The organism is Corynebacterium sp. HMSC036D02, from assembly GCF_001836165.1.
In the GTDB taxonomy this organism is placed as follows: domain Bacteria; phylum Actinomycetota; class Actinomycetes; order Mycobacteriales; family Mycobacteriaceae; genus Corynebacterium.
In genome coordinates, this window is sequence record NZ_KV827662.1 from 46,250 (window position 1) to 71,142 (window position 24,893).

General features: G+C 63.4%; 23 protein-coding genes. 10 read left to right on the top strand and 13 right to left on the bottom strand.

Going from position 1 to position 24,893, the window contains the following annotated elements; all coding sequences use genetic code 11:
- Nucleotides 1–18: 18 nt before the first annotated feature.
- Genes HMPREF2743_RS03580 through HMPREF2743_RS03590 form a run of 3 tightly spaced genes read left to right on the top strand, consistent with a single transcriptional unit; the run spans nt 19 to nt 2,422 of the window.
- Complete coding sequence (locus HMPREF2743_RS03580; RefSeq protein ID WP_070528063.1) at nt 19–303, top strand: hypothetical protein; 285 nt, start codon at nt 19–21, stop codon at nt 301–303.
- Nucleotides 303–1,172, top strand: coding sequence for a C40 family peptidase (locus tag HMPREF2743_RS03585; RefSeq protein ID WP_070528060.1), 870 nt, complete (start codon nt 303–305; stop codon nt 1,170–1,172). Before HMPREF2743_RS03580 ends, HMPREF2743_RS03585 begins: the two co-directional genes overlap by 1 nt.
- Before the next feature lie 11 nt (nt 1,173–1,183).
- Entirely contained in the window at nt 1,184–2,422 is a 1,239-nt protein-coding gene (locus HMPREF2743_RS03590) for a hypothetical protein (protein WP_070528056.1), read from the top strand.
- A gap of 3 nt (nt 2,423–2,425) precedes the next feature.
- On the opposite strand, the gene HMPREF2743_RS03595 is transcribed toward HMPREF2743_RS03590, so the two are convergent.
- The gene (locus HMPREF2743_RS03595; RefSeq protein WP_083316538.1) at nt 2,426–3,310 is read right to left on the bottom strand and encodes an amidohydrolase family protein; all 885 of its coding nucleotides are present in this window, start codon (nt 3,308–3,310) and stop codon (nt 2,426–2,428) included.
- Nucleotides 3,311–3,349: 39 nt separating this feature from the next.
- Between HMPREF2743_RS03595 and HMPREF2743_RS03600 the strand changes: the two genes are divergently transcribed.
- A complete protein-coding gene (locus tag HMPREF2743_RS03600) occupies nt 3,350–4,570 on the top strand; it encodes a D-alanyl-D-alanine carboxypeptidase family protein (RefSeq protein ID WP_070818176.1) in 1,221 nt (406 codons plus the stop codon).
- Here the strand turns inward: HMPREF2743_RS03600 and HMPREF2743_RS03605 are convergent.
- The 6 genes from HMPREF2743_RS03605 to HMPREF2743_RS03630 all read right to left on the bottom strand — a co-directional run bounded on the left by HMPREF2743_RS03605 (nt 4,545) and on the right by HMPREF2743_RS03630 (nt 9,937).
- Complete coding sequence (locus tag HMPREF2743_RS03605; protein WP_070818177.1) at nt 4,545–5,285, bottom strand: RDD family protein; 741 nt, start codon at nt 5,283–5,285, stop codon at nt 4,545–4,547. The genes HMPREF2743_RS03600 and HMPREF2743_RS03605 overlap by 26 nt on opposite strands.
- A 6-nt stretch (nt 5,286–5,291) precedes the next feature.
- The gene (locus tag HMPREF2743_RS03610; RefSeq protein ID WP_070745524.1) at nt 5,292–6,374 is read right to left on the bottom strand and encodes a YhjD/YihY/BrkB family envelope integrity protein; all 1,083 of its coding nucleotides are present in this window, start codon (nt 6,372–6,374) and stop codon (nt 5,292–5,294) included.
- A 62-nt stretch (nt 6,375–6,436) separates the two neighbouring features.
- Entirely contained in the window at nt 6,437–7,471 is a 1,035-nt protein-coding gene (trpS, locus tag HMPREF2743_RS03615; RefSeq protein WP_070528041.1) for a tryptophan--tRNA ligase, read from the bottom strand.
- A gap of 48 nt (nt 7,472–7,519) precedes the next feature.
- Complete coding sequence (locus HMPREF2743_RS03620) at nt 7,520–7,711, bottom strand: hypothetical protein (RefSeq protein ID WP_049157254.1); 192 nt, start codon at nt 7,709–7,711, stop codon at nt 7,520–7,522.
- A 65-nt stretch (nt 7,712–7,776) separates the two neighbouring features.
- Nucleotides 7,777–8,676, bottom strand: a complete 900-nt coding sequence (locus HMPREF2743_RS03625) for an exodeoxyribonuclease III (RefSeq protein WP_070528037.1) — start codon at nt 8,674–8,676, stop codon at nt 7,777–7,779.
- A gap of 10 nt (nt 8,677–8,686) precedes the next feature.
- On the bottom strand, nt 8,687–9,937 hold the full coding sequence (locus HMPREF2743_RS03630; protein WP_070745528.1) for an MFS transporter: 1,251 nt from the start codon (nt 9,935–9,937) through the stop codon (nt 8,687–8,689).
- 162 nt (nt 9,938–10,099) lie between these two features.
- Between HMPREF2743_RS03630 and HMPREF2743_RS03635 the strand changes: the two genes are divergently transcribed.
- From HMPREF2743_RS03635 to HMPREF2743_RS12685, 5 genes are all read left to right on the top strand, one after another.
- Nucleotides 10,100–12,283: an NADP-dependent isocitrate dehydrogenase gene (locus HMPREF2743_RS03635; protein ID WP_070745530.1), complete on the top strand. Its 2,184-nt coding sequence runs from the start codon at nt 10,100–10,102 to the stop codon at nt 12,281–12,283.
- Between the two features lie 388 nt (nt 12,284–12,671).
- On the top strand, nt 12,672–14,039 hold the full coding sequence (locus HMPREF2743_RS03640) for a PepSY-associated TM helix domain-containing protein (protein WP_070818178.1): 1,368 nt from the start codon (nt 12,672–12,674) through the stop codon (nt 14,037–14,039).
- A gap of 52 nt (nt 14,040–14,091) precedes the next feature.
- A complete protein-coding gene (locus tag HMPREF2743_RS03645; RefSeq protein ID WP_070818179.1) occupies nt 14,092–16,134 on the top strand; it encodes a M3 family metallopeptidase in 2,043 nt (680 codons plus the stop codon).
- A 164-nt stretch (nt 16,135–16,298) separates the two neighbouring features.
- Complete coding sequence (locus HMPREF2743_RS03650; protein ID WP_070818180.1) at nt 16,299–17,327, top strand: HNH endonuclease signature motif containing protein; 1,029 nt, start codon at nt 16,299–16,301, stop codon at nt 17,325–17,327.
- A gap of 17 nt (nt 17,328–17,344) precedes the next feature.
- Nucleotides 17,345–17,512, top strand: coding sequence for a hypothetical protein (locus HMPREF2743_RS12685; RefSeq protein ID WP_168166448.1), 168 nt, complete (start codon nt 17,345–17,347; stop codon nt 17,510–17,512).
- Here HMPREF2743_RS12685 and ppc read toward each other — a convergent pair.
- The 3 genes from ppc to pdxS all read right to left on the bottom strand — a co-directional run bounded on the left by ppc (nt 17,509) and on the right by pdxS (nt 22,106).
- Nucleotides 17,509–20,256: a phosphoenolpyruvate carboxylase gene (gene ppc, locus HMPREF2743_RS03655; RefSeq protein ID WP_070818181.1), complete on the bottom strand. Its 2,748-nt coding sequence runs from the start codon at nt 20,254–20,256 to the stop codon at nt 17,509–17,511. The two genes, HMPREF2743_RS12685 and ppc, sit on opposite strands and share 4 nt — an antisense overlap.
- Before the next feature lie 108 nt (nt 20,257–20,364).
- Nucleotides 20,365–21,159 carry a pyridoxal 5'-phosphate synthase glutaminase subunit PdxT gene (gene pdxT / locus HMPREF2743_RS03660; protein ID WP_371441225.1) on the bottom strand — a complete coding sequence of 265 codons (795 nt, stop codon included), beginning with the start codon at nt 21,157–21,159 and terminating at the stop codon, nt 20,365–20,367.
- A gap of 44 nt (nt 21,160–21,203) precedes the next feature.
- Nucleotides 21,204–22,106, bottom strand: a complete 903-nt coding sequence (gene pdxS, locus HMPREF2743_RS03665; protein ID WP_070521426.1) for a pyridoxal 5'-phosphate synthase lyase subunit PdxS — start codon at nt 22,104–22,106, stop codon at nt 21,204–21,206.
- A gap of 81 nt (nt 22,107–22,187) precedes the next feature.
- Between pdxS and HMPREF2743_RS03670 the strand changes: the two genes are divergently transcribed.
- Nucleotides 22,188–23,489: a MocR-like pyridoxine biosynthesis transcription factor PdxR gene (locus tag HMPREF2743_RS03670; RefSeq protein ID WP_070818183.1), complete on the top strand. Its 1,302-nt coding sequence runs from the start codon at nt 22,188–22,190 to the stop codon at nt 23,487–23,489.
- 3 nt (nt 23,490–23,492) lie between these two features.
- On the opposite strand, the gene HMPREF2743_RS03675 is transcribed toward HMPREF2743_RS03670, so the two are convergent.
- The 3 genes from HMPREF2743_RS03675 to HMPREF2743_RS12690 are packed head-to-tail and all read right to left on the bottom strand — an operon-like array spanning nt 23,493 to nt 24,874.
- Nucleotides 23,493–24,125 carry an anti-sigma factor gene (locus HMPREF2743_RS03675; protein ID WP_070528004.1) on the bottom strand — a complete coding sequence of 211 codons (633 nt, stop codon included), beginning with the start codon at nt 24,123–24,125 and terminating at the stop codon, nt 23,493–23,495.
- Nucleotides 24,118–24,729 carry a sigma-70 family RNA polymerase sigma factor gene (locus HMPREF2743_RS03680; RefSeq protein WP_083321597.1) on the bottom strand — a complete coding sequence of 204 codons (612 nt, stop codon included), beginning with the start codon at nt 24,727–24,729 and terminating at the stop codon, nt 24,118–24,120. Before HMPREF2743_RS03680 ends, HMPREF2743_RS03675 begins: the two co-directional genes overlap by 8 nt.
- Nucleotides 24,730–24,736: 7 nt before the next feature.
- Entirely contained in the window at nt 24,737–24,874 is a 138-nt protein-coding gene (locus HMPREF2743_RS12690) for a hypothetical protein (RefSeq protein WP_168162410.1), read from the bottom strand.
- Nucleotides 24,875–24,893: the final 19 nt, after the last annotated feature.

The window sequence follows — 24,893 nt, forward strand, 5'->3', positions numbered from 1 at the left end:
GGTGCAGTCTAATAAGGCATGACTAGCTTTGAAACATTCACTATTGACACCGAGTACACCCGCCGGCTGGCACACGAGCTGGCCACCGTCTCCCAAACCTCCACCACTCCCCCTCCCGAGCTACCGACGGACCCCGTTCTAGGCGGCTTCACCGGAGCATTTAACTCCGCCATGGAGAACCTTTCTGCCCGCCTTGCCCAGGTCAGGGCGGATGCTGGTGCCGTGGCGGAGTCCAGCTTCCGCATGGCCCGCGAGGCCGAAGACGCTGACGGTGCTCTTGCTAGCGCCTGTGGGAGTCTGTGATGTTGGAGTCAGCACTCACCCACATCGCCCGGATGCAACCGGCGCAGCTTCCCGATGTCTCCCTGCCCACTGTGCCTGATCTCACTGCTGCCGGACCCTTAGCGGAGATAGCGCACGGAGATCCGCAGGCGCTTTTCGACACTGCACGCCAGGCCACCGAGGACCTTTCCACGGCGCGCTCTGCGTTAGATTCCGCGCGCGGGCTCATCTCGGCGGCCGTCAAGGACCTCATCGGGCTGGGCTTCGAGCTGCTCCAGCGCGGGCTGCCTTTAGCCCTGGGCTTGCTCATCCCCAACCCAGCGGCACAGGCCGCGGCCCGCTCTGCTTTGCAGGCTTTGGCAATGGAGTACGTCGGCAAGACGATGCTGCGCGTAAAGCAACTGGCCGGGGAGCTCCTTCAGTCGGCCGCACCCCTCGTGCCCATTGCTCAACGCGCGGTACGCCCTTCAGTGCGCGGTCCGCAGGAGGAAGGCGGGGCTCGCCACGCGCTCACAGCTTCCTCATCCTCCTCTGGCGGTGAAGGAAGTGCGCAAGGCCAGGCCGCGGTGCAAGCCGCACTCTCCCAGCTGGGAACACCCTATGGCTGGGGCGGCACCGGCAACGGTAGCTTCGATTGCTCGGGGCTGACCCAATGGGCTTGGCGCCAAGCTGGGGTGGAACTGCCGCGCACCGCTGAAAACCAGACTGTGGGCCGCCAGGTGAGCGCGGATGAGCTGCAGCCCGGCGACCTCGTCGTGTGGGATGGGCACGTGGCCATGTACTCCGGTGACGGGCAGATGGTGGAAGCCGGTAGCCCCGTACAAACCAATCCGCTGCGCACCAACAACATGGGGATGGCTTTCAAAGGCTTCTGGAGGCCTACAGGGTAGACTATTTGCCCATGAACACCCGCGCTATTGTCCCCATCAAGCTCTCCCTTTCTGAGGGCGATTTCTATACCCTGTGGGCGCCAAAGTGGCGCCAAAACGGTTCCGAGTGGCAGGCTTTTCTCGGTGATGATGAGTCGGTCCTGCTTTTTAACACCGAAGCCGAGATGCTCTGCTTCCTCGAATCTGGCACGAAGCATGACTTGCTCGATCACCCGAAGTGGGAGGTCTTCAACTCCCAGGCGGCAGACCGCGTCGTGCCAGAAAAGAAGCACGTCTACGACCTCATCGGGATGCCGAAGCACCTGGCCGGCCGTCCCAGCCACGAGAACGTGTCCACCGTCGCACGCTGCCTCGAGATTGCGCAGGCGCTGGCAGAGGTCAGCGCCGCAGAGCACACCGTCATCTTCTTCGCATCGCATTCCATCCTGCGCAACCCAGCCCGCGGAGCCGATCACTACGCCGGTGAACAGGGCATGAGCGAGTGGTCCGGCGTGGGCCGCGTTATCCACAGCAACTGGCGCTCGGTCATCGAAGACCTCGACAAGGTGGTCAAGGTCGTTCCTTCCTCTGACTTCACCCAGGATGCAACCACGAACGCCGCCACCCGCATCTCCGCCGCCAGCGAAGCAGCGGAGGAAGCACGCAAGAAGGCCGAGGAAGAGCGCAAGGCCGCCGCGGAATCCGCCGATCCTTATGACAGCTCCCCCTGGGCCGCCGCGGGCATCGACCCGGTAAAGATCACCGCTGATCAAAGGACGGTCTACACTCTGCGCACCTACCTCGACGGCAAGCCGGTTTTCTTGGGTAAGTGGGGCGAAATCTTCACCTTCCCCAGCTCCAAGGTGCTGGTGCGCTGGATCATGGAAAACGATGACCACGACCTAGCAAAGGTTTCCACCTGGGAGGAGGTCGTTGCCGCAGCGAACGCCGGTGAGCTCGAAGTCACCGTCCACCCGGATAACCAGTACAGCTTCTACGGCATCGTCCGCGATATTGAAAAGGGCCCCGAGTCCGTTGATACGGACCAAATGAGCCGCTGCTACGAGGTCTGCGCGGACGCCGCCGACTGGGCCGGGGATGACTCCATCAACTCCTACATGCTGCAGAACCCGCGCTTCCAGGACTACCTGGGCTACATGCTTGGCTCCACCGAGCACGCGGGTTACGTGCCCTCCAAGCCCTACACCGAGCACGCGGAGTCCTGGAAGGGCCTGGAGGAAATGCTGACGAAACGCTTCTCCCGCTTCTAGTTTCTATTCGGAAGACTCACTGACTTCTTCCGCCTCGGAGTCGCTCACACCGGAAGCGTCTTCCGCAAATTCCGGATCCGCCAGTTCCTCATAGGCGGGCAGGATCTCCTGCTCAATGAGGCGCTGGCGGTCTTCTTCGCTAGCAAAGGAATTCTCAATGGCCTTGATGGTGAGGTCGAAGAACTCCTCGAGGCCATAGCCAAAGGTCTCGCTCAGAGCGAGGAACACATCGCTGAGCTTCTCGCCCGCCACCGTGCAGGTAAAGCCGAGCTGCTGCAACAGCGGCAGAGGGTGATCAGCCAGCTCCTCTGCGGGCATTTCCTCCAGCGGCGCAAAGGTCAGCGCGATGTGGCGATCCCGCACCCACGCCGAGGCTTTACCTGGGCGAACGCCTTCGAGATCCGCGCTGAAATCGTCGACGAGATCAGTGGCATGAACAAGGCGCGTCGCACCCGCCTGCACAGCCGCCACGGCGTCCTCATAAGAGGCAACGTCCCTCTCCCACGGGATGAAGTCTGCGCGGAGCTTCTCAGCCGCAGATAGCTCAGTCAGCGCAGCACCGGCAACGCCTTCGCCGGCATCCCAGCTATTGGCATCGCCCTCAACGATGAGGCGGGCATCGATTCCGGGAACGTCGAGTCCTTCCTGCGCCGCAGCGAGTGCCTCAGCGGCGCCGAAGGAGAAAGCACTGGGGCGCAGGCGGAGCTCGGCGTAAACCACGTGGTCGTCGACAAGCGCCTGCACAACAGCCTGCGTGGCCGCGCGCAGCTCCTCCGGGGTGGAAGCATCCGTGGGCAACGGTGCGAAGAGCGTCACCTTGGGCAGACCGGCGAAAATCTCGGCGCCGGAGTCTTTGTTCTCTGGGCTAATTAGTGGTGCGTCATGCATGAGGATCATCCTAGGACGAGGTCTAGGATTAAGCACGCTATGAAACATGTCCCCGCGCTCCTCACCGCCATCGCCCTGGCCGCAACGCCGCCCGCGTTCGCAGAAGAGGAAGAGTCCTCATCGCCCACGCGCACCACCGCGCCGGATACCGACGCCTGCCCGCATTCTCTCGTTCCCGAGGAACCGACGACCACCTCAGAAAGGTTGGCGCCCGGCCAGGAAGCGCCCACTCCCCTGCCCGCGGTTGAGGGCGCTGCGTGTGGCGTGACGGCCCCGCGCGGCTTTCGGCTGAACAAGGACGTTGTAGCTTCGGCATGGATGGTCAGTGACCTGGACACCGGCGAAATCATCGCCATGAAGGATCCCAACGGGCGCTATCGCCCGGCCTCCATCATCAAGGCGCTGCTGGCGCTCGTGGTTATCGAGGAGCTTCCCCTCGACCAGCGCATCACCGCCACGCTTGACGACGCCTCCGTCGAAGGCTCCGCCGTCGGCCTCGGCCCCGATGGGGTCTACACCGTGGAGCAGCTTCTGCAGGGTTTGCTCATGGCTTCCGGCAACGATGCCGCGCACGCCCTCGCGCAGGCCGTTGGCGGGGATGAGGAGGCGCTAAAGAAGGTCAACGCGAAGGCACAGGAGATTGGCACGCGCTCGACGGTGGCGGCCAGTTACTCCGGGCTGGACGCGGCGGGTATGTCGACGTCCGCGGCGGATATCTCGCTGATCTACCGCGCGGCTTTTGCCAACGACACCTTCGCGCGCATCGTCGATACTGAGCACGTGGAGTTTCCCGGCTGGGGTGACATGCCCGGTTATGAGCTGTGGAATGACAATGGGCTCTTCCTCAACGACCCGGATGGCATCGGCGGAAAGACCGGCTATACCGAGGACGCGCACCACACCTTCGTCGGCGCAATTAATCGCGACGGGCGCCGCCTGCAGGCGGTCCTCCTCGATACAACCGTCGAGCATGGTTTCCGCGCCTGGGAGCAGGCGCAGATGCTTCTCGACGAAGCCTCCGACGTCCGCCCCGGCGATGGCGTAGGGCTTTTGGATGATTTCGCGGCTGGGAAAGAAGAGCCCTCGGAACCTGCACTTACCAGCCCGGTTCCTACCACGCCTTCTGCGCCCGCCGCCTCGGAGGCGACTGCGGGGTCTTCGTCCTTTGGGGACTCGCAGGGCTGGATTGGGTGGCTCGTGGCAGGACTCGTCGCACTCCTCGTGGTAGTGGTTGCTACTTTTTCACTACTTCGGCATTAGCCAGGATGTCGTGCTGCCCGCGCAGCGCGTTCTTCGGACCAATCGTGGTCACCACGTAAAGGGCACCAAAGAAGGCAACCAGTGGGCCGATGAGCGGCACGAGGGAGGCCACGCGCCACCAGTTGCGCTTGATACTCTGCTGCCAGGTGAGCTTGTTGTGGGTGGTGACATCGCGCACCGTGTATCCAGCTATCAGCTTCGCCGGCGTTGCCCCTACGCGGACCTCGAAGCAGATGTAATAGGCCACCGTAATGATAGCGGAGACACTGGTGAGCCAGACCTCGCTCACATCCGAGTTAAATACCCCAACGCTCACGAAGAGGGACGCACCGATCGCCGCAATGACGTAGTCGATGACGGCCAAGAGCACGCGGGTGCCGGGAGTTGCGCGCGGGGCGTCCTGAACGGGCGCATCAGGCGCGGGAGCATGGTGGTTCGCGCCCCAGCGGCCGGTCGTGGCGTAATCATCCAGCTGCGCCCACGTGAGCCGAGCACCTGATTCCAGCATTTGGTCATAGCTTGCGCGGGAGGAAGGCTCACAAAGAATGCGGGCGGCAACTGCGAGTTCCTCGCGCTCTGGGTTGTCGGAAAGGTAGCCGAGGCCTTCGAGGCGGGCGTCGGCAGCCGCCAGTTGCACGCCCAGTTCGCGTGAGGTCGCGCGCGAATCCAGGGTGAAGTGCGCGTACAGGTTCGGAGCAAAAGACGCTGGTAGCATCCCGCCCTACTTCCGGCGCAGCAGGGCCCATGCACCCGCGGCGGCCGCACCAAGGGCAGCACCGGCGCCCAAGGTCACGCCCGTGTTCGGGCCCTGACGGATTTCGTTGCGGACGCGGATAACAGCCTGATCCGGAACCGGCGGGACTAGCAGCTCGAGAGACTCCTCGGTGGTCGCCGTCCACGCGGAAACATAAAGCACGACGCGCCAGACCAGGTACATGACCACCATGAGGACGATTACCGGGCCAAACACGGCACCGGCCGGGTTGCCTGCTGCAGAAGACATGATGACGGTGGACAGCTGCTTGATGGCCTCAAAGAGCACCGCGCCGATGGCCGCGCCCATCAGGCCCGACTTGGTGGGCACCTTCGTGCGCGGCAGGAAAGCCACCATCCACCAGAAGACGAGGAAGTTGGCGATAAGACCGATCACGATGCCGGCGATAACCAAAACGGTTCCCATACCGGGGAAGGACTCAATGCCGACCCACTCGAAAACCTTCTGGGTCAGCCCGGAGGAACCCGCCGCCGTCACGCCGAAGGCGATAACCATGGCCAGGAGCAGGCCGATGAGCCCCAGCAGGTCGCTGAGCTTCTTGGTCACAAAGTTGCCCGGGGCGTCAGTCGGATCCTGCATCCACATCGCCGAAATGCCGATGCGCAAGTTATTCATCCAGCCGAGTCCTGACCACAGGGTGGTGAGACCACCGATGCCGTACATCGCGCCGCGCTGTTCAATTGCGGTGTGAAGAAGCTCCGTGATCGAATTCCCCAGATCGCCCGACACGGCGTTGGCGATCTGCTCCTCCAATTGCTGCATGAGGTCGGGGCGGTTCGCCAGCACCGTCGCGGCAGCGGCCACGGTGAGCATGAAGATCGGGAAGAGAGCCAGGACCGAGAAATATGTAATTCCGGCTGCGAACTGGTTGCCGCCTTCACTACCGTAGCGGTCCAGCATCTTCATGATGTGGTCGATGAAGCCGGACTTCTCACGGACTTTATCTACCGCGTCCGGCTCATCGGCATAGGCACGCTCGATGCCGTAATCATCTGTCTTCTTCTCATCAGGTCGTGTCGTTGGCGCCACAGGCCTTCCCCTTAAAAATTGATTACAGAATCCTCTACACAGTCTTCATCATGCTAGCCAACTCAGCCGCGACGCGCGGGGAGAAAGCCCACCGCCTCGTAGACCTTGTCCACGAGCGGGGTGGCAATCTCCGTGGCGTGCTCGGCACCCTGGGCCAAGATGCGCTCGAGCTCGCCGCGGTCTTCCATGAGCTCGTCATAGCGAGCCTTCAGCGGAGTGGTGAAGGCCTCGAGCGCCTCGGCCGTATCGACCTTGAGGTGGCCATAGCCCTGGCCGGCATACTTGTCCACGAGATCCGGGATGCTCTCCCCCGTCAGCGCGGACTGGATGGCCAGTAGGTTGGACACGCCCGGCTGCTTCTCGCGGTCAAAGGCCACCACGCCGAGGTCATCGGTCACCGCGGACTTGATGCGCTTGGCGGAGGTCTTGGGAGCATCGAGCAGGTTTACGATGCCCTTCGGGTTTGCCCCCGACTTCGACATCTTGGACGTCGGCTCCTGCAGGTCATAAATCTTGGCCGAGCCTTCCGGAATGAAGGCCTCCGGTACGCGGAAGACCTCGCCGTACTTGTTGTTGAAACGCTCCGCCAGGTTGCGGGTGAGCTCGAGGTGCTGGCGCTGGTCCTCCCCCACCGGCACGTAGTGCGGGGAATACAAAAGGATATCCGCAGCCATCAAAACGGGGTAGGTAAACAAGCCCACGGACGTGCGGTCCTGGCCCTGCTTGAGGGACTTGTCCTTGAACTGGGTCATACGGGAGGCCTCACCGAAGCCCGTCAGGCACTGCAAAACCCACGTCAGCTCCGCGTGTGCGGGGACGTGGGATTGTACGAAGAGGGTGGATTTCGCCGGGTCAATGCCCAATGCGATAAGCTGCGCGGCGCCCGCCACGGTGCGGTGGCGCAGTTCCTCCGGGTTCTGCTCCACCGTGATGGCGTGCAGGTCCGGGATGAAGTAAAAAGCCTCGTGGGAGTCTTGCAGGTCAATCCACTGCTTGAGCGCTCCGAGGTAGTTACCCAGGTGGTAGGAGTCCGCCGTGGGCTGGATGCCGGAGAGGACTCGAGAAGCGGAGGTCGATGCAGAAGTGGAGTCAGTCATGGTTGACTACTCTACTCTGCCGCCTCCGCTGGGGCGGCGCTGCGTCGGTTAAATCTTGCGGGAGGTCGGGCTAATAACGTCCATCATGACGGCGAAACCAGCCACCATGAACGCGCCGCCAACGCCCTGGAGGACGATCGGGCCAAGGAAGGCAAAGGACGGTCCGACGATGGTCCACCACCAGATACCCAGGGCAAGCAGAATAGCGCCGAGGACAAAGTAGATGATTGCGCGGGTCATGAGCATCTCCTGCGAAATAGAAAAGGACGTTAAGACGGGATTATCGTACCACTACTTGGAGTGGGCTACTTGTACTCGACCAGAAGCGGAGAGTGATCAGACCAGCGCTCCTCCACCGTCGGCGCCTTCTCCACCCACGTGCGCTGCGCGCGCTCCAGCATGGCCTTCGTGGCCGCCTGGTAGTCAATGCGCCATCCGGCATCGTTGTTAAAAGCCTGGCCGCGGTAGGTCCACCAGGTGTAGGGGCCATCCGCCTCTGGGTGCAGGCGCCTGGCGACGTCAAACCACTGCGGATCCGCAGCCGCCTCCCAGGCGGTCTTGGTCTCATAGTCCACCACGCCGAGCCAGTCCCCGAGCCCCTTCTTGTCCTGCGGCTGCTCATCCGGGAAAGAACCGAAGACGCGGTCCATAAAGGCGCGCTCCTCCGGCAGGTGGCCGGACTTCTTCTCATTGGCCTTATTGTTCTTTAGGTCTTGGGCGCGGTGGCAGATGTTCCAGTCACCGCCAATGACGGCCTCCGGGTACGTTGCAGCCATCTCATCCAAAACTTCAGAAAACTCATCCAAGAAGAGGTACTTCTCATCCTGCTTCGGGGAATCGGTATCACCAGACGGCAAATACAGGGAAGCCACCCGCACGCCTTCCACGGTGGCGGCGATGAAGCGGCCGGATTCGGCGAAGGAGCCGAAGCCTACGGAGACGTCGCCAAGCGCGTGCTTCGATAGGATGCCCACGCCCGCGCGGCCCTTGGCGGCGGATTCGGCCTGTACCAGGTTCCATCCGGCCTCCAGGGCCGGAGCCAGAGCCTTCTGGGTCTGCTCGGGGTTGGCGCGCACCTCCTGCATAAGGACGACGTCGGCGGGCGTGGTTTCCAGCCATGCGTTCATACCCGGGTTGTTCTCGTTGCGCTGTTTGCAGGCCGCGCGGATGCCGTTAACGTTGACGGAGGCGATGGTGAAACTCATGCCGGCCAGTCTAACTCTGTTCAATAATCTTCACGGAAGGGCCGCGGCGGCGCTTGTCCCACATGGTGATAACCCAGGTGATGCAGCCGGCCACCGCCAGTCCCGCACCGGCAAGGGCGGTGGAGTTATAGGAATAACCTGCGCCCACGACTGCGCCGCCGATGGCCGCGCCCGCTGCATTAGCGATGTTGAGGGCGGACTGGTTCAGCGCCGCCGCCAAGGTCTGTGCATCCCCCGCCACGTTGACCAAGCGCAGCTGCAGTGAGGGCACGAGAATGGAGCCGAAGAAGGCCAAGACGCCAAAGACAATCGTGCCCGCCCACGCGCTGTGCGCCACGAAGTAGAAGGTCACCGACACTCCAACCATGCAGATGAGAGCAAAGATGATGCCGAATTCCAGGTTTCGGTCCGCCAGCGCACCGCCAGCGACGTTGCCGACAGTCATACCGATGCCATAAGCCATGAGCACAATCCACGTGTAGTTCGGGTCCATGCCGGCGACCTCCGTCATGGTCCACGTGATGTAGGTGTAGACGGCGAACATGCCGCCGAAGCCGACGGTGCCGAGGAATACGGTGAGCAGGACCTGACTGTTTTTCAACGCGCCGAGCTCGGTGAACATATCCGTTTCCGGCATACGCGTCATGTGCGGGAAGAGGAAAAAGAGCAGCACCATCGTTAAAGCTGCAAGGGCCACGACCAGGTAGTAGGCCGAATGCCAGCCCAGTCCCTGGCCCAACGCTTGGGCTGCTGGTACACCGATCACGGTGGCAACGGAAAGCCCCATGCCCACCATCGACATGGCAAACCCTTGCTTGCCCGGTGGGGCCATCGAGGCCGCCGCCAGATTAGCTACGGAGAAGTATGCGCCATGCGGCAGGCCCGCGATGAAGCGCGCCATCAGCAGGACGCCGTAGTTAGGGGCCACGGCCGTGAGCAGGTTGCCCACGAGCAAGAATCCAATAAGCAAGATGATGAGGCGGCGGCGTGGGAGCTTGCCCGTGAGTGCTGCGATGACCGGCGCGCCCACGACGACGCCGAGCGCGTAGACGGAGATGACTACCGACGCCGTGTCTTCCGTAATCCCGAAATCATCCGCGATGAGCGGCAGCAGGCCCATGGAGGTGAACTCCGTGGTGCCGATGGCGAAGGCACCCATCGCCATGGCAATCATGACAATGGTGCGGCGTGTCGTGGAGATTTCCGTCTGGCGTGGGACGGGACGGCGTTGGATGCGGGGAGCAGAGTGCGGGAGATTCACGTGCGCGTACCTTAGTCCCTTTCCCGCGCGCAGACGAGAAGGCCGTATCAACCACACAGCCCTGCCCCGCTGGTGGCGCGAGTCACAGGGGGACCGGCACCGCGAGAAAATAAGACAGGTATCCTGTGAGGTTGAACAGTTTTCAACTTCTTTAGGAGAACCATGGCAAAGATTATCTGGACCCGTACCGACGAGGCGCCGCTGCTGGCGACCTACTCCTTCAAGCCGGTCGTGGAGGCTTTCGCTTCCACCGCGGGCATCGAGGTAGAAACCCGCGACATTTCCCTGGCCGGCCGCATCCTGGCCCAGTTCCCGGAGCGCCTTGGTGACAAGAAGGTTTCCGACGCCCTGGCTGAGCTTGGCCAGCTGGCCAAGACCCCGGAAGCCAACATCATTAAGCTGCCGAACATCTCCGCTTCCCTGGTGCAGCTGAAGAAGGCTATTGCTGAGCTGCAGGCTGCCGGCTTTGATCTCCCGGAGTACGAAGAGGCTCAGGAGAAGTACGACGCCGTCAAGGGCTCCGCCGTGAATCCGGTTCTGCGTGAGGGCAACTCCGACCGCCGCGCCCCGATTGCAGTCAAGAACTTTGCTAAGAAGAACCCGCACAAGATGGGTGCTTGGTCCGCTGATTCCAAGACCAACGTGGCGACCATGGACGCTAACGACTTCCGCCACAACGAGAAGTCCGTCATCATGCCGGAGGAGGACACCCTCTCCATCGTCCTGAAAACCGCCGAAGGCGAGCAGACCCTGCTGGAGAAGCTGCCGGTCCTCAAGGGTGAGGTCATCGACGGCACCTTCATGTCCGCCAAGGCACTCGATGAGTTCCTCAAGGCGCAGGTTGCCCGCGCCAAGGAGGAGGGCGTGCTCTTCTCCGCTCACCTCAAGGCCACCATGATGAAGGTCTCTGACCCCATCATCTTCGGCCACGTGGTGCGCGCTTTCTTCGCTGACGTCTTTGAAAAGTACGGCGAGGAGCTCGAGGCCGCTGGCCTCAACGGCGAGAACGGCCTGGGCGCTATCTACGAGGGCCTGGACAAGCTGGAGAACGGCGCTGAGATCAAGGCTGCTTTCGACGCCGCGCTTGCCGCGGGCCCAGACCTCGCCATGGTCAACTCCCACAAGGGCATTACCAACCTGCACGTTCCGTCTGACGTCATTATCGACGCCTCCATGCCGGCCATGATCCGCACCTCCGGCCACATGTGGAACAAGAACGACGAGGAGCAGGACACCCTCGCCGTCATCCCGGATTCCTCCTACGCCGGCGTCTACCAGGCCGTGATCGAGGACTGCAAGGCCAACGGCGCCTACGACCCGACCACCATGGGTACCGTCCCGAACGTCGGCCTCATGGCACAGAAGGCTGAGGAGTACGGCTCCCACAACAAGACCTTCAAGATCCCGGCTGCGGGCACCGTTGAGGTTCGCAACTCCAAGGGTGAGGCTCTCATCTCCCACGACGTGGAAGCTGGCGATATCTGGCGCGCCTGCCAGACCAAGGACGCCCCGATCCAGGACTGGGTCAAGCTGGCTGTCAACCGTGCCCGTCTGTCCGGCATGAAGGCCATCTTCTGGCTCGACCCGGAGCGCGGCCACGACGCCAACCTCATCGAGCTGGTCAAGAAGTACCTGCAGGATCACGACACCGAGGGCCTCGACATCTCCATCGAGGACCCGGTCACCGCGACCAAGATCTCCGTCGAGCGCATCCGCAAGGGCGAGGACACCATCTCCGTGACCGGTAACGTCCTGCGTGACTACAACACCGACCTCTTCCCCATCCTCGAGCTGGGCACTTCCGCCAAGATGCTGTCTGTGGTTCCGCTCATGGCTGGCGGCGGCCTGTTCGAGACCGGTGCCGGCGGCTCCGCCCCGAAGCACGTCCAGCAGGTTCAGGAGGAGAACCACCTGCGCTGGGACTCCCTCGGTGAGTTCCTGGCTCTGGCTGAGTCCTTCCGCCACGAGCACAACACCAACGGCAACGCCAAGGCTGGCGTGCTGGCCGCTGCGCTGGACAAGGCTACCGAGACCCTGCTGGATGAGGGCAAGTCCCCGTCCCGCAAGGTGGGCGAGAACGACAACCGCGGCTCCCACTTCTTCCTGACTCTCAACTGGGCCAAGGAGCTGGCTGCGCAGACTGACGACGCCGAGCTGGCCGAGGCCTTCAAGCCGGTTGCTGAGGCCCTCGAGGCCAAGGCTGGCGAGATTGAGCAGGCGCTTCTCGACGTCCAGGGCTCCCCCGTCGACCTCGGCGGCTACTATGCCCCGAACGAGGAGAAGCTCAACGAGACCATGCGCCCGGTTGCTGCCTTCAATGAGATCATCGATGGCCTGAAGAAGTAACTCCCCGCTTCTCCTCTAGCCCCGACGTCTTAAGCCAGGGCTAGCCACCACAAAGGCTCGATCCACGATGAGTGGGTCGAGCCTTTTCTTGCTTCATTAACCACAAACAGGCCTAAAACAGCACTCTACGACGCCATTTTTACCCGTTGAGCTGCGAAGACTTTTTCTTGACTGTTTCTTGCTTCTCGCGCCTTATCTCGCGGGGTTTTCATCCTTTGAACGCCGAGGACCCCAGTTAGTTAAAAAGTTTTTCAATACTCGGGAACCGAGAAACCCTCGCCTCCGACTACTAGTGCAGTTGATATCAGCACCTGTCCATCGCCCCTCCTGAACGCCCCGCGAACGTTCAGCAGGGCCTTAATCGATAGACCCCGAAAGAGCACTACTTATGAGTCGGACGGCTCTGCGATCCTTCATTCAACGCATCCACTTTTATGGCGGCATGTTCGCCGGCCCCTTCATCCTCGTTGCGGCATTGACTGGCTGCCTCTATGCCATGGCACCCTCCCTGGAGAAGGTAGTGTACCGCGACGTCATGACCGTTCCGGCAGTCGAGCACCCCGTGAGCTTGGAGGAACAAATCCAAGCCGCGCAGCAGGAGCACCCCGACATGCCGGTCACGCAGGTCTGGCCGGCCACGACACCGACGGATTCCACGCGCGTGCTGGTCTCCGATGAAAGCATCGACGAGAGCCTGCAGCGCACCGTCTTCATCAACCCCGCCACCGCTGAGGTCATCGGCGACTACCCCACCTATTCCGGCCTGGGTGAGATGCCGCTGCGCCGTTGGATTTCCTCCCTGCACGAAAGCTTTCACTTGGGCAAGATCGGTGAGCTCTACTCGGAGCTGGCCGCTTCCTGGTTGTGGGTCATGGCCCGTGGAGGTCTCTATATGTGGTGGATTCGCCGCCGCCCGAAGAACAAAGCAACCGCGAACGCCACCCAACGCCAGCCCAAGCGCTCTGCCCGCTGGAAGGCCACCCGCCTGCATTCCACTATTGGCGCCTGGATCTTCATCGGCCTGCTTGGCCTCTCTGCCACCGGTATCACGTGGTCGGGACTGGCCGGCGACAACGTCGATTCCCTCGTCGAGCGCATGAACTGGAAGGCCACCCCCATCGAGACTGCCCTCCCCGGCACCACCACCGAAACACATGAACACACTGGCCATGAAGGACATGAAGGTCATGGGGTTGGAAGGGCGTCGTCAAGCTCGAGCGTAGCTGCCGAGGCCGAGCGCGTCCTCGCCACCGGCCGCGCCGAGGGGCTGACCGGACCGCTGCGCGTGTACCCGCCGGAGGACGCCAACTCCGCCTGGCAGGTCAGCGAACGCTGGGTGGAATGGCGCACCACCTCCGATGCAATTTCGGTAGATGGCGCCACCGGAGAGATCATCGACCGCCAGCCTTTCTCCAGCCTGCCGCTGTTTAGCAAGCTCAGCAGCTGGGGCATCTACCTGCACATGGGCATCATGTTCGGCCTTCCACTGCAGATTGCGCTGCTCGCACTGGGCCTCGCCACCGCCGCGCTGGTGGTGCTGGGCTACTACATGTGGTGGAAACGCCGCCCGCGCTTCCTCCCCACCACTCATTTCTCTTGGGCCACCACAGGACTGGGCGCGCTATTCGCGGCCACCGTCGGCGTCTTCCTGCCGCTCTTAGGAATCACCTTGGCGGCGTTCCTGATTCTCGATGTCATCCTGGTGAACCGTGCCACCACCCCGCGCAAGGAGCGCACACCGGTTCCAGTCGGATAGTTTAGTGAAAGCCATCACATAGGGCGGAGCTTATTAGGTACGGTAGTTTCTTATGACTAACCCACTACTGACCCCCTCCACGCTGCCCTACCAGCTCCCGCCGTTTGCGGAGATCAAGGTCGAACACTACCGCCCCGCCTTCGACGAATCACTCGCGCTTCACGACGCCGAGATCACCTCCATCACCGACAACCCCGCCGCGCCCACGTGGGAAAACACCGTAGAGGCGCTCGAGCGCTCCGGCCAGGACCTCGACCGCGTCATGGCGGTCTTTGGTAACCTCTCCGGCACCGACGTCACCGAGGAGATGGAGGAGATCGCCGCCGACATCTACCCGCGCCTGTCGGCGCACTATGACGCGATGTACCAGAACGAGGTGCTCTACGCGCGCATCAAGGAGGCCACGCCGCCTGCCGACGACGCCGAAGGCCAGCGCCTCCACGACCACCTCCTGCGTACCTTTGCCCGCAAGGGCGCCGACCTCGACGCGGCCGGCAAGGCCCGCCTGTCCCAGATCAACCAGCGCCTCTCCGCGCTCTCTGAAGAATTCGGCCGCAACCTCATGGCGTCTACCCGCGAGCGCGCAGTCTCCTTCACCGAGGAAGAACTCGAGGGCCTGCCCGCCGAGCGCATCGCCTCCGCCAAGGCCGATGCCGAGGCACTCGGCCGCGAAGGTTTTGTCATCCCGCTGGAGCTGCCGACCGTGCAGTCCGAGCTGAGCCGTCTGGCGCGGGAGGATGCGAGGGGGAGGTTGTATGGGGCGTCGGCAAGCAGGGGCTCCGAGAACAACATCCCGGGGCTCATCGAGGCCGTGCAGCTGCGCGCCGAGCGCGCCGAGCTGTTGGGATTTGCCACGCATGCCGACTACGTCATCGCCGAAGAAACCGCCGCGACTGCCGACGCCGCCCGCACCATGCTTTTCGACCTCGCCCCCGCCGCTGCTGCCAACGCCGAAGGCGAGCAGAAACTCCTCGCGGAGGAAGCAACACTCAACGGCCAGGGTTTTAGCGCCGCGGACTGGCCCTACTGGGAATCCAAGGTCCGCGCCCGCGACTTCTCCCTCGACGAGGAGGAACTGCGCAAGTACTTCCCGCTGGACCAGGTCCTGGAGAAGGGCGTCTTCGCCGCCGCCGAGCGCCTGTACGGCATCACCGTCATCCCGCGCGATGACCTCGAGGGCTACGCGGAGGGGGTCCGCGTCTGGGAGGTGCGGGACGGAGACGTCAATCACGTGAATAAGGACTCGCACGGGATCGGCCTTCTTCTTACCGACTACTTCGGGCGCCCCACCAAGCGCGGCGGCGCATGGATGAGCGAGTTCGTGGGGCAGTCCCGACTGCTGGAGCGCAAGCCGGTCATCGTCAACGTCATGGGCATCACCAAGCCCGCCGACGGCTCCCAACCGCTGCTGAGCATGGACGAGGTCCGCACCGTCTTCCACGAATTCGGCCACGCCCTGCACGGCCTGCTTTCCGACGTCCGCTACCCCACCTTCGCCGGCACCAACGTGCCGCGCGACTGGGTGGAGTTCCCCTCGCAAATCAACGAGAACTGGGCGCTCGATAAGAACTTGGTCAAGGAGTACGCCCGCCACGTGGAGACCGGCGAGCCGATCCCGGACGAGCTTCTCGACGCCATTTCCGCCGCCTCCGAGTTCGGCCAGGGTTTCGCTACCTCGGAGTATCTGGGGGCGTCGATCATCGACCTCGCGTGGCATTCCCTGAGTGCTGCCGAGGCCGCCAAGCTAGAGGCCACCCCGGAGGCCGTCGCCGAGTTCGAGGCCGAGGCCCTACGCGCGGCCGGGCTGGACAACGAGCTCATCGCGCCGCGCTATCGCTCGACCTACTTCAACCACATCTTCGCCGGTGGCTACTCCGCGGGCTACTACTCCTACCTGTGGGCTGAGGCGCTCGACGCCGATGGCTTCGAGTGGTTCAAGGAGCAGACCGACCTGCGCGCGGCTGGCCAGAAGTTCCGCGATGTCATCCTGTCGAAGGGCGCATCCCGCGACTTCGCGGAGGCCTACCGCGAGTTCCGCGGCCGCGACAAGGACGTCGCGCCGCTGCTCAAGCGCCGCGGCCTCGCCGGCGCCTAGTACCCACGAAGCCTGACCCGCGCAGAATACTGACAAGCAAACACCACGAGCTCGGCATCTAAGGCCGGGCTCTCAAACCGAGTGCCGACTAGTTATCCACAGATTTCGGTGGGAAGCTGGTTGGGTTCTTGGCGGTGGGATGGGGTGCTTTTAGGCTGCAGGGTATGAGATTGCAGACGTACTTCGCCGCCCTCGGCCGCGCCATTGACCTGGTGGCCGAGTGCGCGGGCCTGTCTGAATCTGACCTAGTCGCCCTCGGTGCCGCGCCTGCCGACGCCACCGTGTTCCTCTCCCTCCACCACACCTACTTCGGGCACACCTCTTCGACGAAGAAGCAGCGCACGGCGGTGGAAGCCGCGCGCCGGCGCGGGCACGGGCTGGTGACCTTGCAGCTCATCGAGCACTTCGTGGCCAAAGTCCGGAACCACAACAAAGCGTGGGACTTGCGGGTAGAGCTGTGCCAGACCAGAGCGGAGCTAGTGGAAAAAGTAGCGCGCAAGAGGCTGCGGATGATGCGCAAACCCCGCACATATGCCGAGCGCGCCAAGCTCACCCAGCATGGCAACGGTCTGGCCACCCTCACGGTCACCGCGGACTCGTTGCAGCTTACCGGCGTCTTCGAAGGCATCGACCAGGAACGCCCCGGCGAGAGTTTCTTCGAGAATCTGGACGGCGGTGGCGTCAAGACTGAAGTTGCCACCATGGCGGTCCTGCAGCTCGATGACTACGCCGAGCTGCTCAAGGGCAATACCGACAAGGACGACGAAGAGTTCATCGTCCGGACAACCAATGGCGCGACGATGACCGGCTCGCAGCTGGTGGAGCGCGCTTTGCTGGACAAGGGGGTCATCGTGGCGGTCAGCCGCGAGCATGGCCCGCTCGATGTCTTCCGCTTCCAGCGCTTCGCCACTGCCAAGCAGCGTCTCGCCTTGGCCGCGGAGAATCCCTGCTGCGCATGGGAGGGCTGCAAGGTGCCCTTTGAGAAATGCCAGATCCACCACATCAAGGCCTGGGCCCGCGGCGGGCCCACCAATATCCTCAACCTGGTGCCGCTATGCCCGTACCACAACGGAGTCAACGACGACGACCCCGATGCCCCGCCCTCACGCGGCCACATGGATCGTATCGGTGGGCGGGTCGCATGGATTCCGCCATACGACGCCGCGCCAGTCTTCACCAGCGCCTTCAACTGACTCTTCAACTCACCCTAATGCCCGTTAAGGCACCGGTGTGCCTCGTCCCGCCAGTGCAGGTAGCAGTGCAAGAACGCCGCTACCAACGCCAGGGCATTCTTCCAGCAATGTTTGGTCGAACCCCGCAGGAAATCACTTCCTCGCGGGGCATTCGGCGTGCTGGTGTGCCGGCTGTGCTGGGTTAGCCGGCGTTGCGCAGCGCGGTGGCTAACCCGTTCATCGTGACTTGGATGGTCTTGGATACCAGGAACTGGTCGTCGCCGCGGCGGTAGCGACGCAGCAGCTCTAACTGGACGGCGTTGAGCGGAAGCAGATAAGGATAGCGCCGCTTGAGTGAACGTGCTTGGCGCTGATTCTCGCTCACCAGATCCGCGTTACCGGTGACCTTGAGGTAGACCTCGCGGGTGCGCTCAAATTCCTCGGATATCAGGCCAAAGATGCGGTCCGCGGTGTCCTTGTCGTCGACCAAGTTGGCGTACAGGCGCGCTAGCTGCATCTCCGCCTTGGCCATGACCTGCGCCATGTTGGCAAACACGGAGCGGAAGAAGGGCCACGTGTGGTACAGATCGCGCAGCTCCTCCCAGCGCTTCTCTTCTTCGCCAGCTCCGGTATCTGCTCCAGCATTCTCGGAGGCTGCTACATCCGTTGTGGTATTTACCGCACTTACTGCACCTCCGGAGGCTGTCGCTCCTCCGGAGGATTGCTGCACCCACGCCGTCACCGCGCTGCCCACGCCGAACCAGCCCGGAATGTTGGTGCGGGACTGCGACCACGAAAGCACCCAGGGAATCGCCCGCAAATCCGTAATCGCGGTGGTCTGCTTGCGAGAAGTCGGGCGCGAGCCCAAGTTAAGCTCGCCAATCTCGTGCAGCGGGGTGGACTGGGTGAAGTAGGTGATGAACCCGGGGTCGTCGACAAGCTGGCGGTACGCCGTACCGCTCAAGGCCGCCAGCTCGCGCATGATCTCGTAGGCGCGCTCCGGATCCGCAATCGGCTCGGTATCCAGCAGCGACGCCTCCAACGCGCCGGAAACGAAAGCCTCCAAGTGGCGGCGCGCGGTCTCCGGAGCTCCATACTTCGCAGAAATCACCTCACCCTGCTCGGTGATGCGCACCGAACCCGACACCGCGCCCTTCGGCTGCGCCAAAATCGCGTCATACGTCGGACCACCGCCGCGGCCCACCGCTCCACCACGGCCATGAGCCAAACGCAGCTCCACGCCGTGGCGCGCGCAGAGCTCAACCAGGGCCAATTCGGCGTCGTACAGCGCCCAGTTTGCCTGCAGGTAACCGCCATCCTTGTTGGAATCCGAATACCCCAGCATGACCTCCTGGATATCCCCGCGCGAGCGCAGATGTTCACGGTACACGGGCACCTGCCATAGCTTCTCCAAGATGCCGGCGCCGGCCTTCAGATCCTCGATGGTCTCAAACAGCGGCACCACGTCCACCTGGCTCAGGCCCACCTCCTTGAGCAGCACCATCGGCTCCAGAATGTCGGAGACGGTTCCAGTCATAGAAATAATGCAGTGCGACACCGACTCCGGCCCAAAGTCCCGCACAGCGCATGCCGCCGCACGGAAAATCCCCAGCTCCTTCGCGGTATCTTCGCTGAACTCCCGCTCGGAGCCGGGGAAGAGCAGCGGGCGATTGGTCTGCAGCTCGCGCACGAGCAGCGCGACCTTCTCCTCCTCCCCCAGCGCGCGGTAGTCCGGGGTGATGCTGGCCGCGGCGAAAATCTCGGTGAGGACGTTCTCAAAGGACTCCGAGTTCTGGCGCATATCCAGCGTCGAAAGGTGGAATCCAAACGTCGTCACCGCCGAGCGCAATCGAGCCAAGCGGTCATCGGCGATGATGTCGTCATTGAACTGGCGCAGCGAGCGGTCGATCACGTCCAGGTCCCGCTTGAGCTCTTCCGGCGACGCATAGGCGCTTGGTGACGCCTCCCCCTCCAACCTCGCCAGCACCTTCTTCCGGATGCCGAAGATGGCCCGGCGGTAGGGTTCGTCGACGCGGGATTTTTCGTCGTTCTGGGAGGCGTCGGCAAGCGCGCCCAGTTCTTTGGAACTGGAGGAATAGCGATCCGACAGGGAGAGCTCGCGCTCCAGCTCACCGAGTTCGTCGGCGTAATACTGGAGCACCGTTGCCGCGGCCTTGCGGGTGGCATAGGTCAGGGTGCGCTCGTCGACGTACGGGTTGCCGTCATGGTCGCCGCCAATCCAGGAGCCGGGGCGGACAACGGGGGAATCAGGAAGCTGCTGGCCAAAAGTCTCGCGCATGGCGTGGCGGATGGCACGGTTGAGTGCAGGGACCTGGTCGAGCAGCGACAGCTTGTAGTAGCGCAGGCCGACGTCAATCTCGTCTTCGAGGGTGGGGCGGGCGATGCGAATCAGCGCGGTCTGCCACAGCAGCGTCATGCGCAAATACATTTCCTTCTCGATTGCCGCCATGTCGCCGCCGCGGTGCGCTTCCTTGAGGAGGTCTTTAATGCGGGTCTGAGTATCGAAAACAGTGCGGCGGCGGGTTTCGGTGGGGTGCGCGGTGAGAACGGGGGCGACGTGCGCGCCGCGGATGACGGAGGAGGCGTCGGTTGGCGTGACGCCTTCTTCTTTGAGCTTGGCGAATGTTTTCCGCAGGGAGACGGGCGCCTCAACGGACTCGTCATCCAGATCCTCTACCAGGTTGGCGATGAGCGCGAAATAGCTGAACGCACGGGCCACGAGGTTGACCTTGGTGATGTCGAGATCGCGGAAAATGGCGACGAGGTCCTCCGGCTTGGCATCGCCGTGTGCGATGTCAAAGGCCATGCGGCGGGTCGATTCGACGAGCTCGAAGACGCCCTCGCCTTCCTGCTGCGCGATGACCCGGCCGAGCACCCGGCCGAGGAAGCGGATATCTTCGCGGACTTGTTCAGGGGCGGGTGTGCTCACGACGAAGTGCCTTTCTGGGCGTGATGTGTTCAGCTAGCACATCTCAATGTAGCCCAGAGCACTATAGAGCGATAGTTATTTGGGAAAAGAGCTCACGTGCAGAATGTGTTAATGGACAAAGTTAGCGAGCCACGCGGCGTGGAGGCGCGAGTCGCCGTTTTCTTCCGGGTGGAAGCTCAACGCCGTCACATAACCTTGGCGCACGCCCACAATTACCTCGTGGCCTGCGGAGGGATGAGTTAGCTCCCCGTCATGTTCGGCGCCATCTTTGCACGCCGCGCTATCTTCGCCAGCCGCGCCACCAGTCACAGTGTCGGGCGCAGGGGCGGGCACGGTGGCGATGACCTCGACGCCCTCGCCCACGCGGGTAACGATGGGCGCGCGGATGAAGCTCGCCTCAATGTCTAGCGTGATACTTCCGGGCCCTTCGCCATTAGTCTCGGTGTCCCGGGACTCGGTGCGCCGTGGCCCAACTTCTGAGGTCTCTACATCGGGCCACTGGCCTTGCATCGCGACGGGAACGATGCGCTCCTCGGAGAAGCGTTGGTTGCCGAAGGCGTTGCGGCGCACGGTGACGTCGATAAGCCCCAGCGTCTGCTGGCCCGGCGCGGGGTTTTCCAGCTCGCGGGCGCTGTAAATGAGCCCCGCGCAGGTGGCGAGGACCGGCAGCCCACCCTCGACGGCGCGGCGCAGCGGCTCCGCAACGCCGAAGGAGCGCGCCAGCTTATCGATGGCGCTCGACTCGCCGCCGGGCAGAATGATTCCGTCCAGCCCGTCGAGGTCCTTAGGCAGACGCACCCGGCGCGTTTCGGCGCCGAGGCTCTCCAGCACAGCGATATGCTCTTCCACTCCGCCCTGCAGCGCGAGCACTCCGACGAGTGGCCGCGCCGTGTCCGCTGCCACCATCGTTCCCTTTGCGCGTTCTATGCTCAGTGCTCGCACAGGTCCTACCAGCCGCGCTCGGCCAGGCGGTGCGGGGCGGGGATGTCGTTGACGTTGATGCCCACCATGGCCTCGCCCAGGCCGCGGCTGATCTTGGCCAGCTCGGCCGGCTGGTCGTAGAGGGTCGCTGCCTTCACGATGGCCTCCGCGCGCTTCGCAGGCTCGCCGGACTTGAAGATGCCGGAGCCGACGAAGACGCCTTCGGCGCCCATTTGGCGGACGAGGGCGGCGTCGGCAGGCGTGGCGACGCCGCCGGCGACGAACAGCACGACCGGCAGCTTGCCGGTCTCCGCCACCTCAGCAACGAGGTCATACGGCGCCTGCAGCTCCTTGGCGGCGACGTAGAGCTCGTCGCGGTCGAGGTTCTGGAGGCGCGCGATTTCACCCTTGATGGTGCGAAGGTGCTTGACAGCCTCGGAGACGTCGCCGGTGCCGGCCTCACCCTTAGAACGGATCATGGCAGCACCTTCGGTGATGCGGCGCAGGGCCTCGCCTAGGTTCGTCGCGCCGCACACGAAAGGAACGTCGAAATCCCACTTGTTGATGTGGTTGACGTAATCGGCCGGGCTGAGCACCTCAGACTCGTCGATGAAGTCAACACCCAGCTCGCCGAGAATCTGCGCCTCCACGAAGTGACCAATGCGGGCCTTCGCCATCACCGGGATGGACACGGCGTTGACGATGCCCTCGATGAGATCCGGATCGGACATGCGGGCCACGCCGCCCTGGGCGCGGATATCGGCCGGCACGCGCTCCAGCGCCATGACGGCGGACGCGCCCGCGTCTTCAGCAATTCGTGCCTGCTCCGGGGTAACGACGTCCATGATGACGCCGCCCTTGAGCATGTCAGCCAGTCCACGCTTGACGCGCGTCGTGGCGCGTCCCTGTTCATTCTTCTGTTCAGTCATGGCTCACATAGTGGCGCAGAAAATTGGTCCAAGACAAGAGCCATTTTTAGAGTGTTGAATTAGACCACTTATGATGGGGCCGTGTCTTTCCGCCTCGACCCATCTGATACGCGCGCGCTGCCGGTGCAGATCGCCGAAGCCCTCCGCACCCAAGTCGCGGCGGGCATTCTACTGCCCGGCGAGCAGGTTCCGTCGACGCGATCACTCGCCCGCGATTTGGGCATTTCCCGAGGCAGCGTGGTTACCGCCTACGAGCAACTGACCGCCGAGGGCTACCTCACCGCGGCGGTTGGATCGGGCACCGTCATCAACCCGCACCTGCCCCACGGGCGCGCCCCGCAGCCTCATCCTGCTCCACGGCCCACCCCTGCCCCACCGCGCGTGGAGTTGACCCCCGGTTTGCCCGATACGGCCGGAATCATCACCCCCGAATGGAGGGCGGCGTGGCGCAAGGCCGCGGTGGATCCTTCCGGCGATCTCCCCCGCGAGGTGGCCGCGCACCTGCGCCACATGCGCGGGCTGACGGTCGATCCGGCCTACGTCGTCATCACCGCTGGCGCCCGCGACGGGCTGTCGGTGCTGCTGCGCGCGCTAGGCGGCCATTTGCGCGTGGGCGTGGAATCCCCCGGCTACCCCAGCCTGCGCCGCATCCCCCAGGCCTTGGGGCACACGCTTGTCGACGTCCCCACCGACGCCCACGGCGTCACCGTCCCCACCGCTGACCTCGACGTTCTCATCGTCACCCCCTCCCACCAGCACCCCTATGGCGGTTCGCTGCCGGCTGCCCGGCGCGCGGAGCTCGTCGAGTGGGCGCGCGGCAACGACGTGCTCATCATCGAGGATGATTTCGATTCCGAGCTGCGCTACGTCGGCCAGCCCTTGCCCGCGCTCACCGCGCTCGCCCCAGAACACACGGTGTTGCTGGGCACGTTTTCTTCGGTGATTTCGCCGTCGATTGCCTGCGGCTATCTGGTTGTGCCGCCGAACCTGCGCGCGGGCGTGGACCGCGTGCGGGAGGTCTTCGGCCAGCCCGTCGGCGCTATTCCCCAGGCGGCGCTAGCGAACTACCTAGCCAGCGGGGCGCTGCGGCGGCATACCGGGCGGATGCGCCGCGCCTACAAGCGCCGCCGCGACCTCGTCCAAGCCGCGCTGGAAAACACCCCCGCCACTCTCCTGCCCATCCACGGCGGGCTCCACGCGGTGTTGTTGTGTGAGGAGGGCGTCGTCCAGCGCGCGGCCGATCTGGGCCTCACGCTGACCCCGCTGCGCGATTATTGGGGCGGCGCGCCCGCCGAGGAAGGCGTGGTCTTGGGCTTTGGGCATTTGAGCGACGTCGAACTCGCCGCCGCGCTGGAGCTGATCAAACAGGCTTTAGCGGACTGAGCCCTAACCGGCGCTTGCCAAGGTCACGGTAGCAAGGGTGCGGCCCGTCGGTTGCATGCTGCCGCCTGCGGGTTCCTCGGTGACCATGACTTTGACCGCGGCGCCGTCGAAGGGCATCCACACCCCCTCGTGTGGGTCCTGGCCGATGACCCCCGCTGAAGCCATCTCACCATCGGCACTAACTGCCCACACTTGGGCGCCCATGCCGTCGGCGAGTTGCGGCTGGCCATCGACCATCGCGCCGGATTTCGCCATCGAGGCGGAGGAAACGATATCCAGTTGCGCTCCCGAGGCATCGGCATTGCCCTGTATGAGGTCCTCTGCGCCCATGATGTCATGCATGGATTTCTCGCCCGGCGATTCAGCTTCGACTCGCGCGCTATCCGCTGCATCGGGCTGGCCCAACTGCAAGAGCTGCGGCGCGGCAACCATGCCTACCACGAGCACTGCCGCGGCCGCTGGCACCGCCACGAAGGCTCGCCACCGGCGGCGTGGCAGCTCGATGACCTCGGCAGCTTCGCCACCATCAATTTCAGCAAAGATGGCATCTTTCATTCGCGCTGGCGGTTCGACCTCGGGGAGGGAATCGAGGAAGTCGTCGAAAGTCTCATCAGAAAACTCATGCGTATTACTCATCATCCCTCCTTCCGAGAATCGCTTTTAGCTTCTTAACGCCGTCGCGCACGCGCGTCTTCGCCGTACCCAGAGGTACTCCCGTTGATTCTGCCAGCTCAGCATGCGTCAAGACATTGAGAAAAGCGAGCGCCACCGCGGTGGAATGCGGCTCCCCGATCTCGTCGATAGCCCGGCGCAGGAGGTGTGCTTCCACGTTCCCCAGAGCTTCCTCTTCGAGGGGCTCCGAGTAGGTGGCCTGGGTCAGCAGCGCGTCGCGGTCATCACGGTGCACTGCGGCAACGTGGCTGCGCAGCTTATCGACGGCCCTCCCATGCGCCAACCTACCCACCCACGACCGCGCATTTCCCCGCTGCGGATCAAATTTCGCGGCGGAGGTCCAGACCTCAACGAAGACGTCTTGAGCAACTTCCTCTGCTAAGGCGGGATTGCGCAGAACGCTCAGGCACACGCTGTACACGGTGGGTGCGAGGGCGTCGTATAGCGCGCTGAAGGCATGCTTGTCTGCCGCAGCGGTCTGAACGAGCAGGTGGTTCAGCCGCGCATGTTCATCAGGTGACATCGCAGACACGGGTGTAGAGCTTACCTCCAGCAACGGGGCGAACATGGCACTTTTACTTAGTCATTTCTTCGCTCGGCGCCATCATCTCAGAGCTGGGCATCATGTCCACCTCCTCCTTCTTGTCGTTGCAGGCAACCAACCCGCTGGCGGCAACGACAAGTGCAGCGGCGACAGTTACAAGTTTCTTCATTTCGGTGCTCCTTCTTCAA

Bases quoted from the DNA above. Each gene is read 5' to 3' on its own strand.
- HMPREF2743_RS03645 (WP_070818179.1), top strand. From the start codon at position 14,092: ATGACTAACCCACTACTGACCCCCTCCACGCTGCCCTACCAGCTCCCG.
- trpS (WP_070528041.1), bottom strand. From the start codon at position 7,471: ATGACTGACTCCACTTCTGCATCGACCTCCGCTTCTCGAGTCCTCTCC.
- HMPREF2743_RS03580 (WP_070528063.1), top strand. From the start codon at position 19: ATGACTAGCTTTGAAACATTCACTATTGACACCGAGTACACCCGCCGG.
- HMPREF2743_RS03675 (WP_070528004.1), bottom strand. From the start codon at position 24,125: ATGAGTAATACGCATGAGTTTTCTGATGAGACTTTCGACGACTTCCTC.
- HMPREF2743_RS03620 (WP_049157254.1), bottom strand. From the start codon at position 7,711: ATGACCCGCGCAATCATCTACTTTGTCCTCGGCGCTATTCTGCTTGCC.
- HMPREF2743_RS03600 (WP_070818176.1), top strand. From the start codon at position 3,350: ATGAAACATGTCCCCGCGCTCCTCACCGCCATCGCCCTGGCCGCAACG.
- HMPREF2743_RS03640 (WP_070818178.1), top strand. From the start codon at position 12,672: ATGAGTCGGACGGCTCTGCGATCCTTCATTCAACGCATCCACTTTTAT.
- HMPREF2743_RS03605 (WP_070818177.1), bottom strand. From the start codon at position 5,285: ATGCTACCAGCGTCTTTTGCTCCGAACCTGTACGCGCACTTCACCCTG.
- HMPREF2743_RS03680 (WP_083321597.1), bottom strand. From the start codon at position 24,729: ATGTTCGCCCCGTTGCTGGAGGTAAGCTCTACACCCGTGTCTGCGATG.
- HMPREF2743_RS03595 (WP_083316538.1), bottom strand. From the start codon at position 3,310: ATGCATGACGCACCACTAATTAGCCCAGAGAACAAAGACTCCGGCGCC.
- HMPREF2743_RS03585 (WP_070528060.1), top strand. From the start codon at position 303: ATGTTGGAGTCAGCACTCACCCACATCGCCCGGATGCAACCGGCGCAG.
- HMPREF2743_RS03590 (WP_070528056.1), top strand. From the start codon at position 1,184: ATGAACACCCGCGCTATTGTCCCCATCAAGCTCTCCCTTTCTGAGGGC.
- HMPREF2743_RS12685 (WP_168166448.1), top strand. From the start codon at position 17,345: ATGCCCGTTAAGGCACCGGTGTGCCTCGTCCCGCCAGTGCAGGTAGCA.
- pdxS (WP_070521426.1), bottom strand. From the start codon at position 22,106: ATGACTGAACAGAAGAATGAACAGGGACGCGCCACGACGCGCGTCAAG.
- HMPREF2743_RS03635 (WP_070745530.1), top strand. From the start codon at position 10,100: ATGGCAAAGATTATCTGGACCCGTACCGACGAGGCGCCGCTGCTGGCG.
- HMPREF2743_RS12690 (WP_168162410.1), bottom strand. From the start codon at position 24,874: ATGAAGAAACTTGTAACTGTCGCCGCTGCACTTGTCGTTGCCGCCAGC.
- HMPREF2743_RS03650 (WP_070818180.1), top strand. From the start codon at position 16,299: ATGAGATTGCAGACGTACTTCGCCGCCCTCGGCCGCGCCATTGACCTG.
- HMPREF2743_RS03625 (WP_070528037.1), bottom strand. From the start codon at position 8,676: ATGAGTTTCACCATCGCCTCCGTCAACGTTAACGGCATCCGCGCGGCC.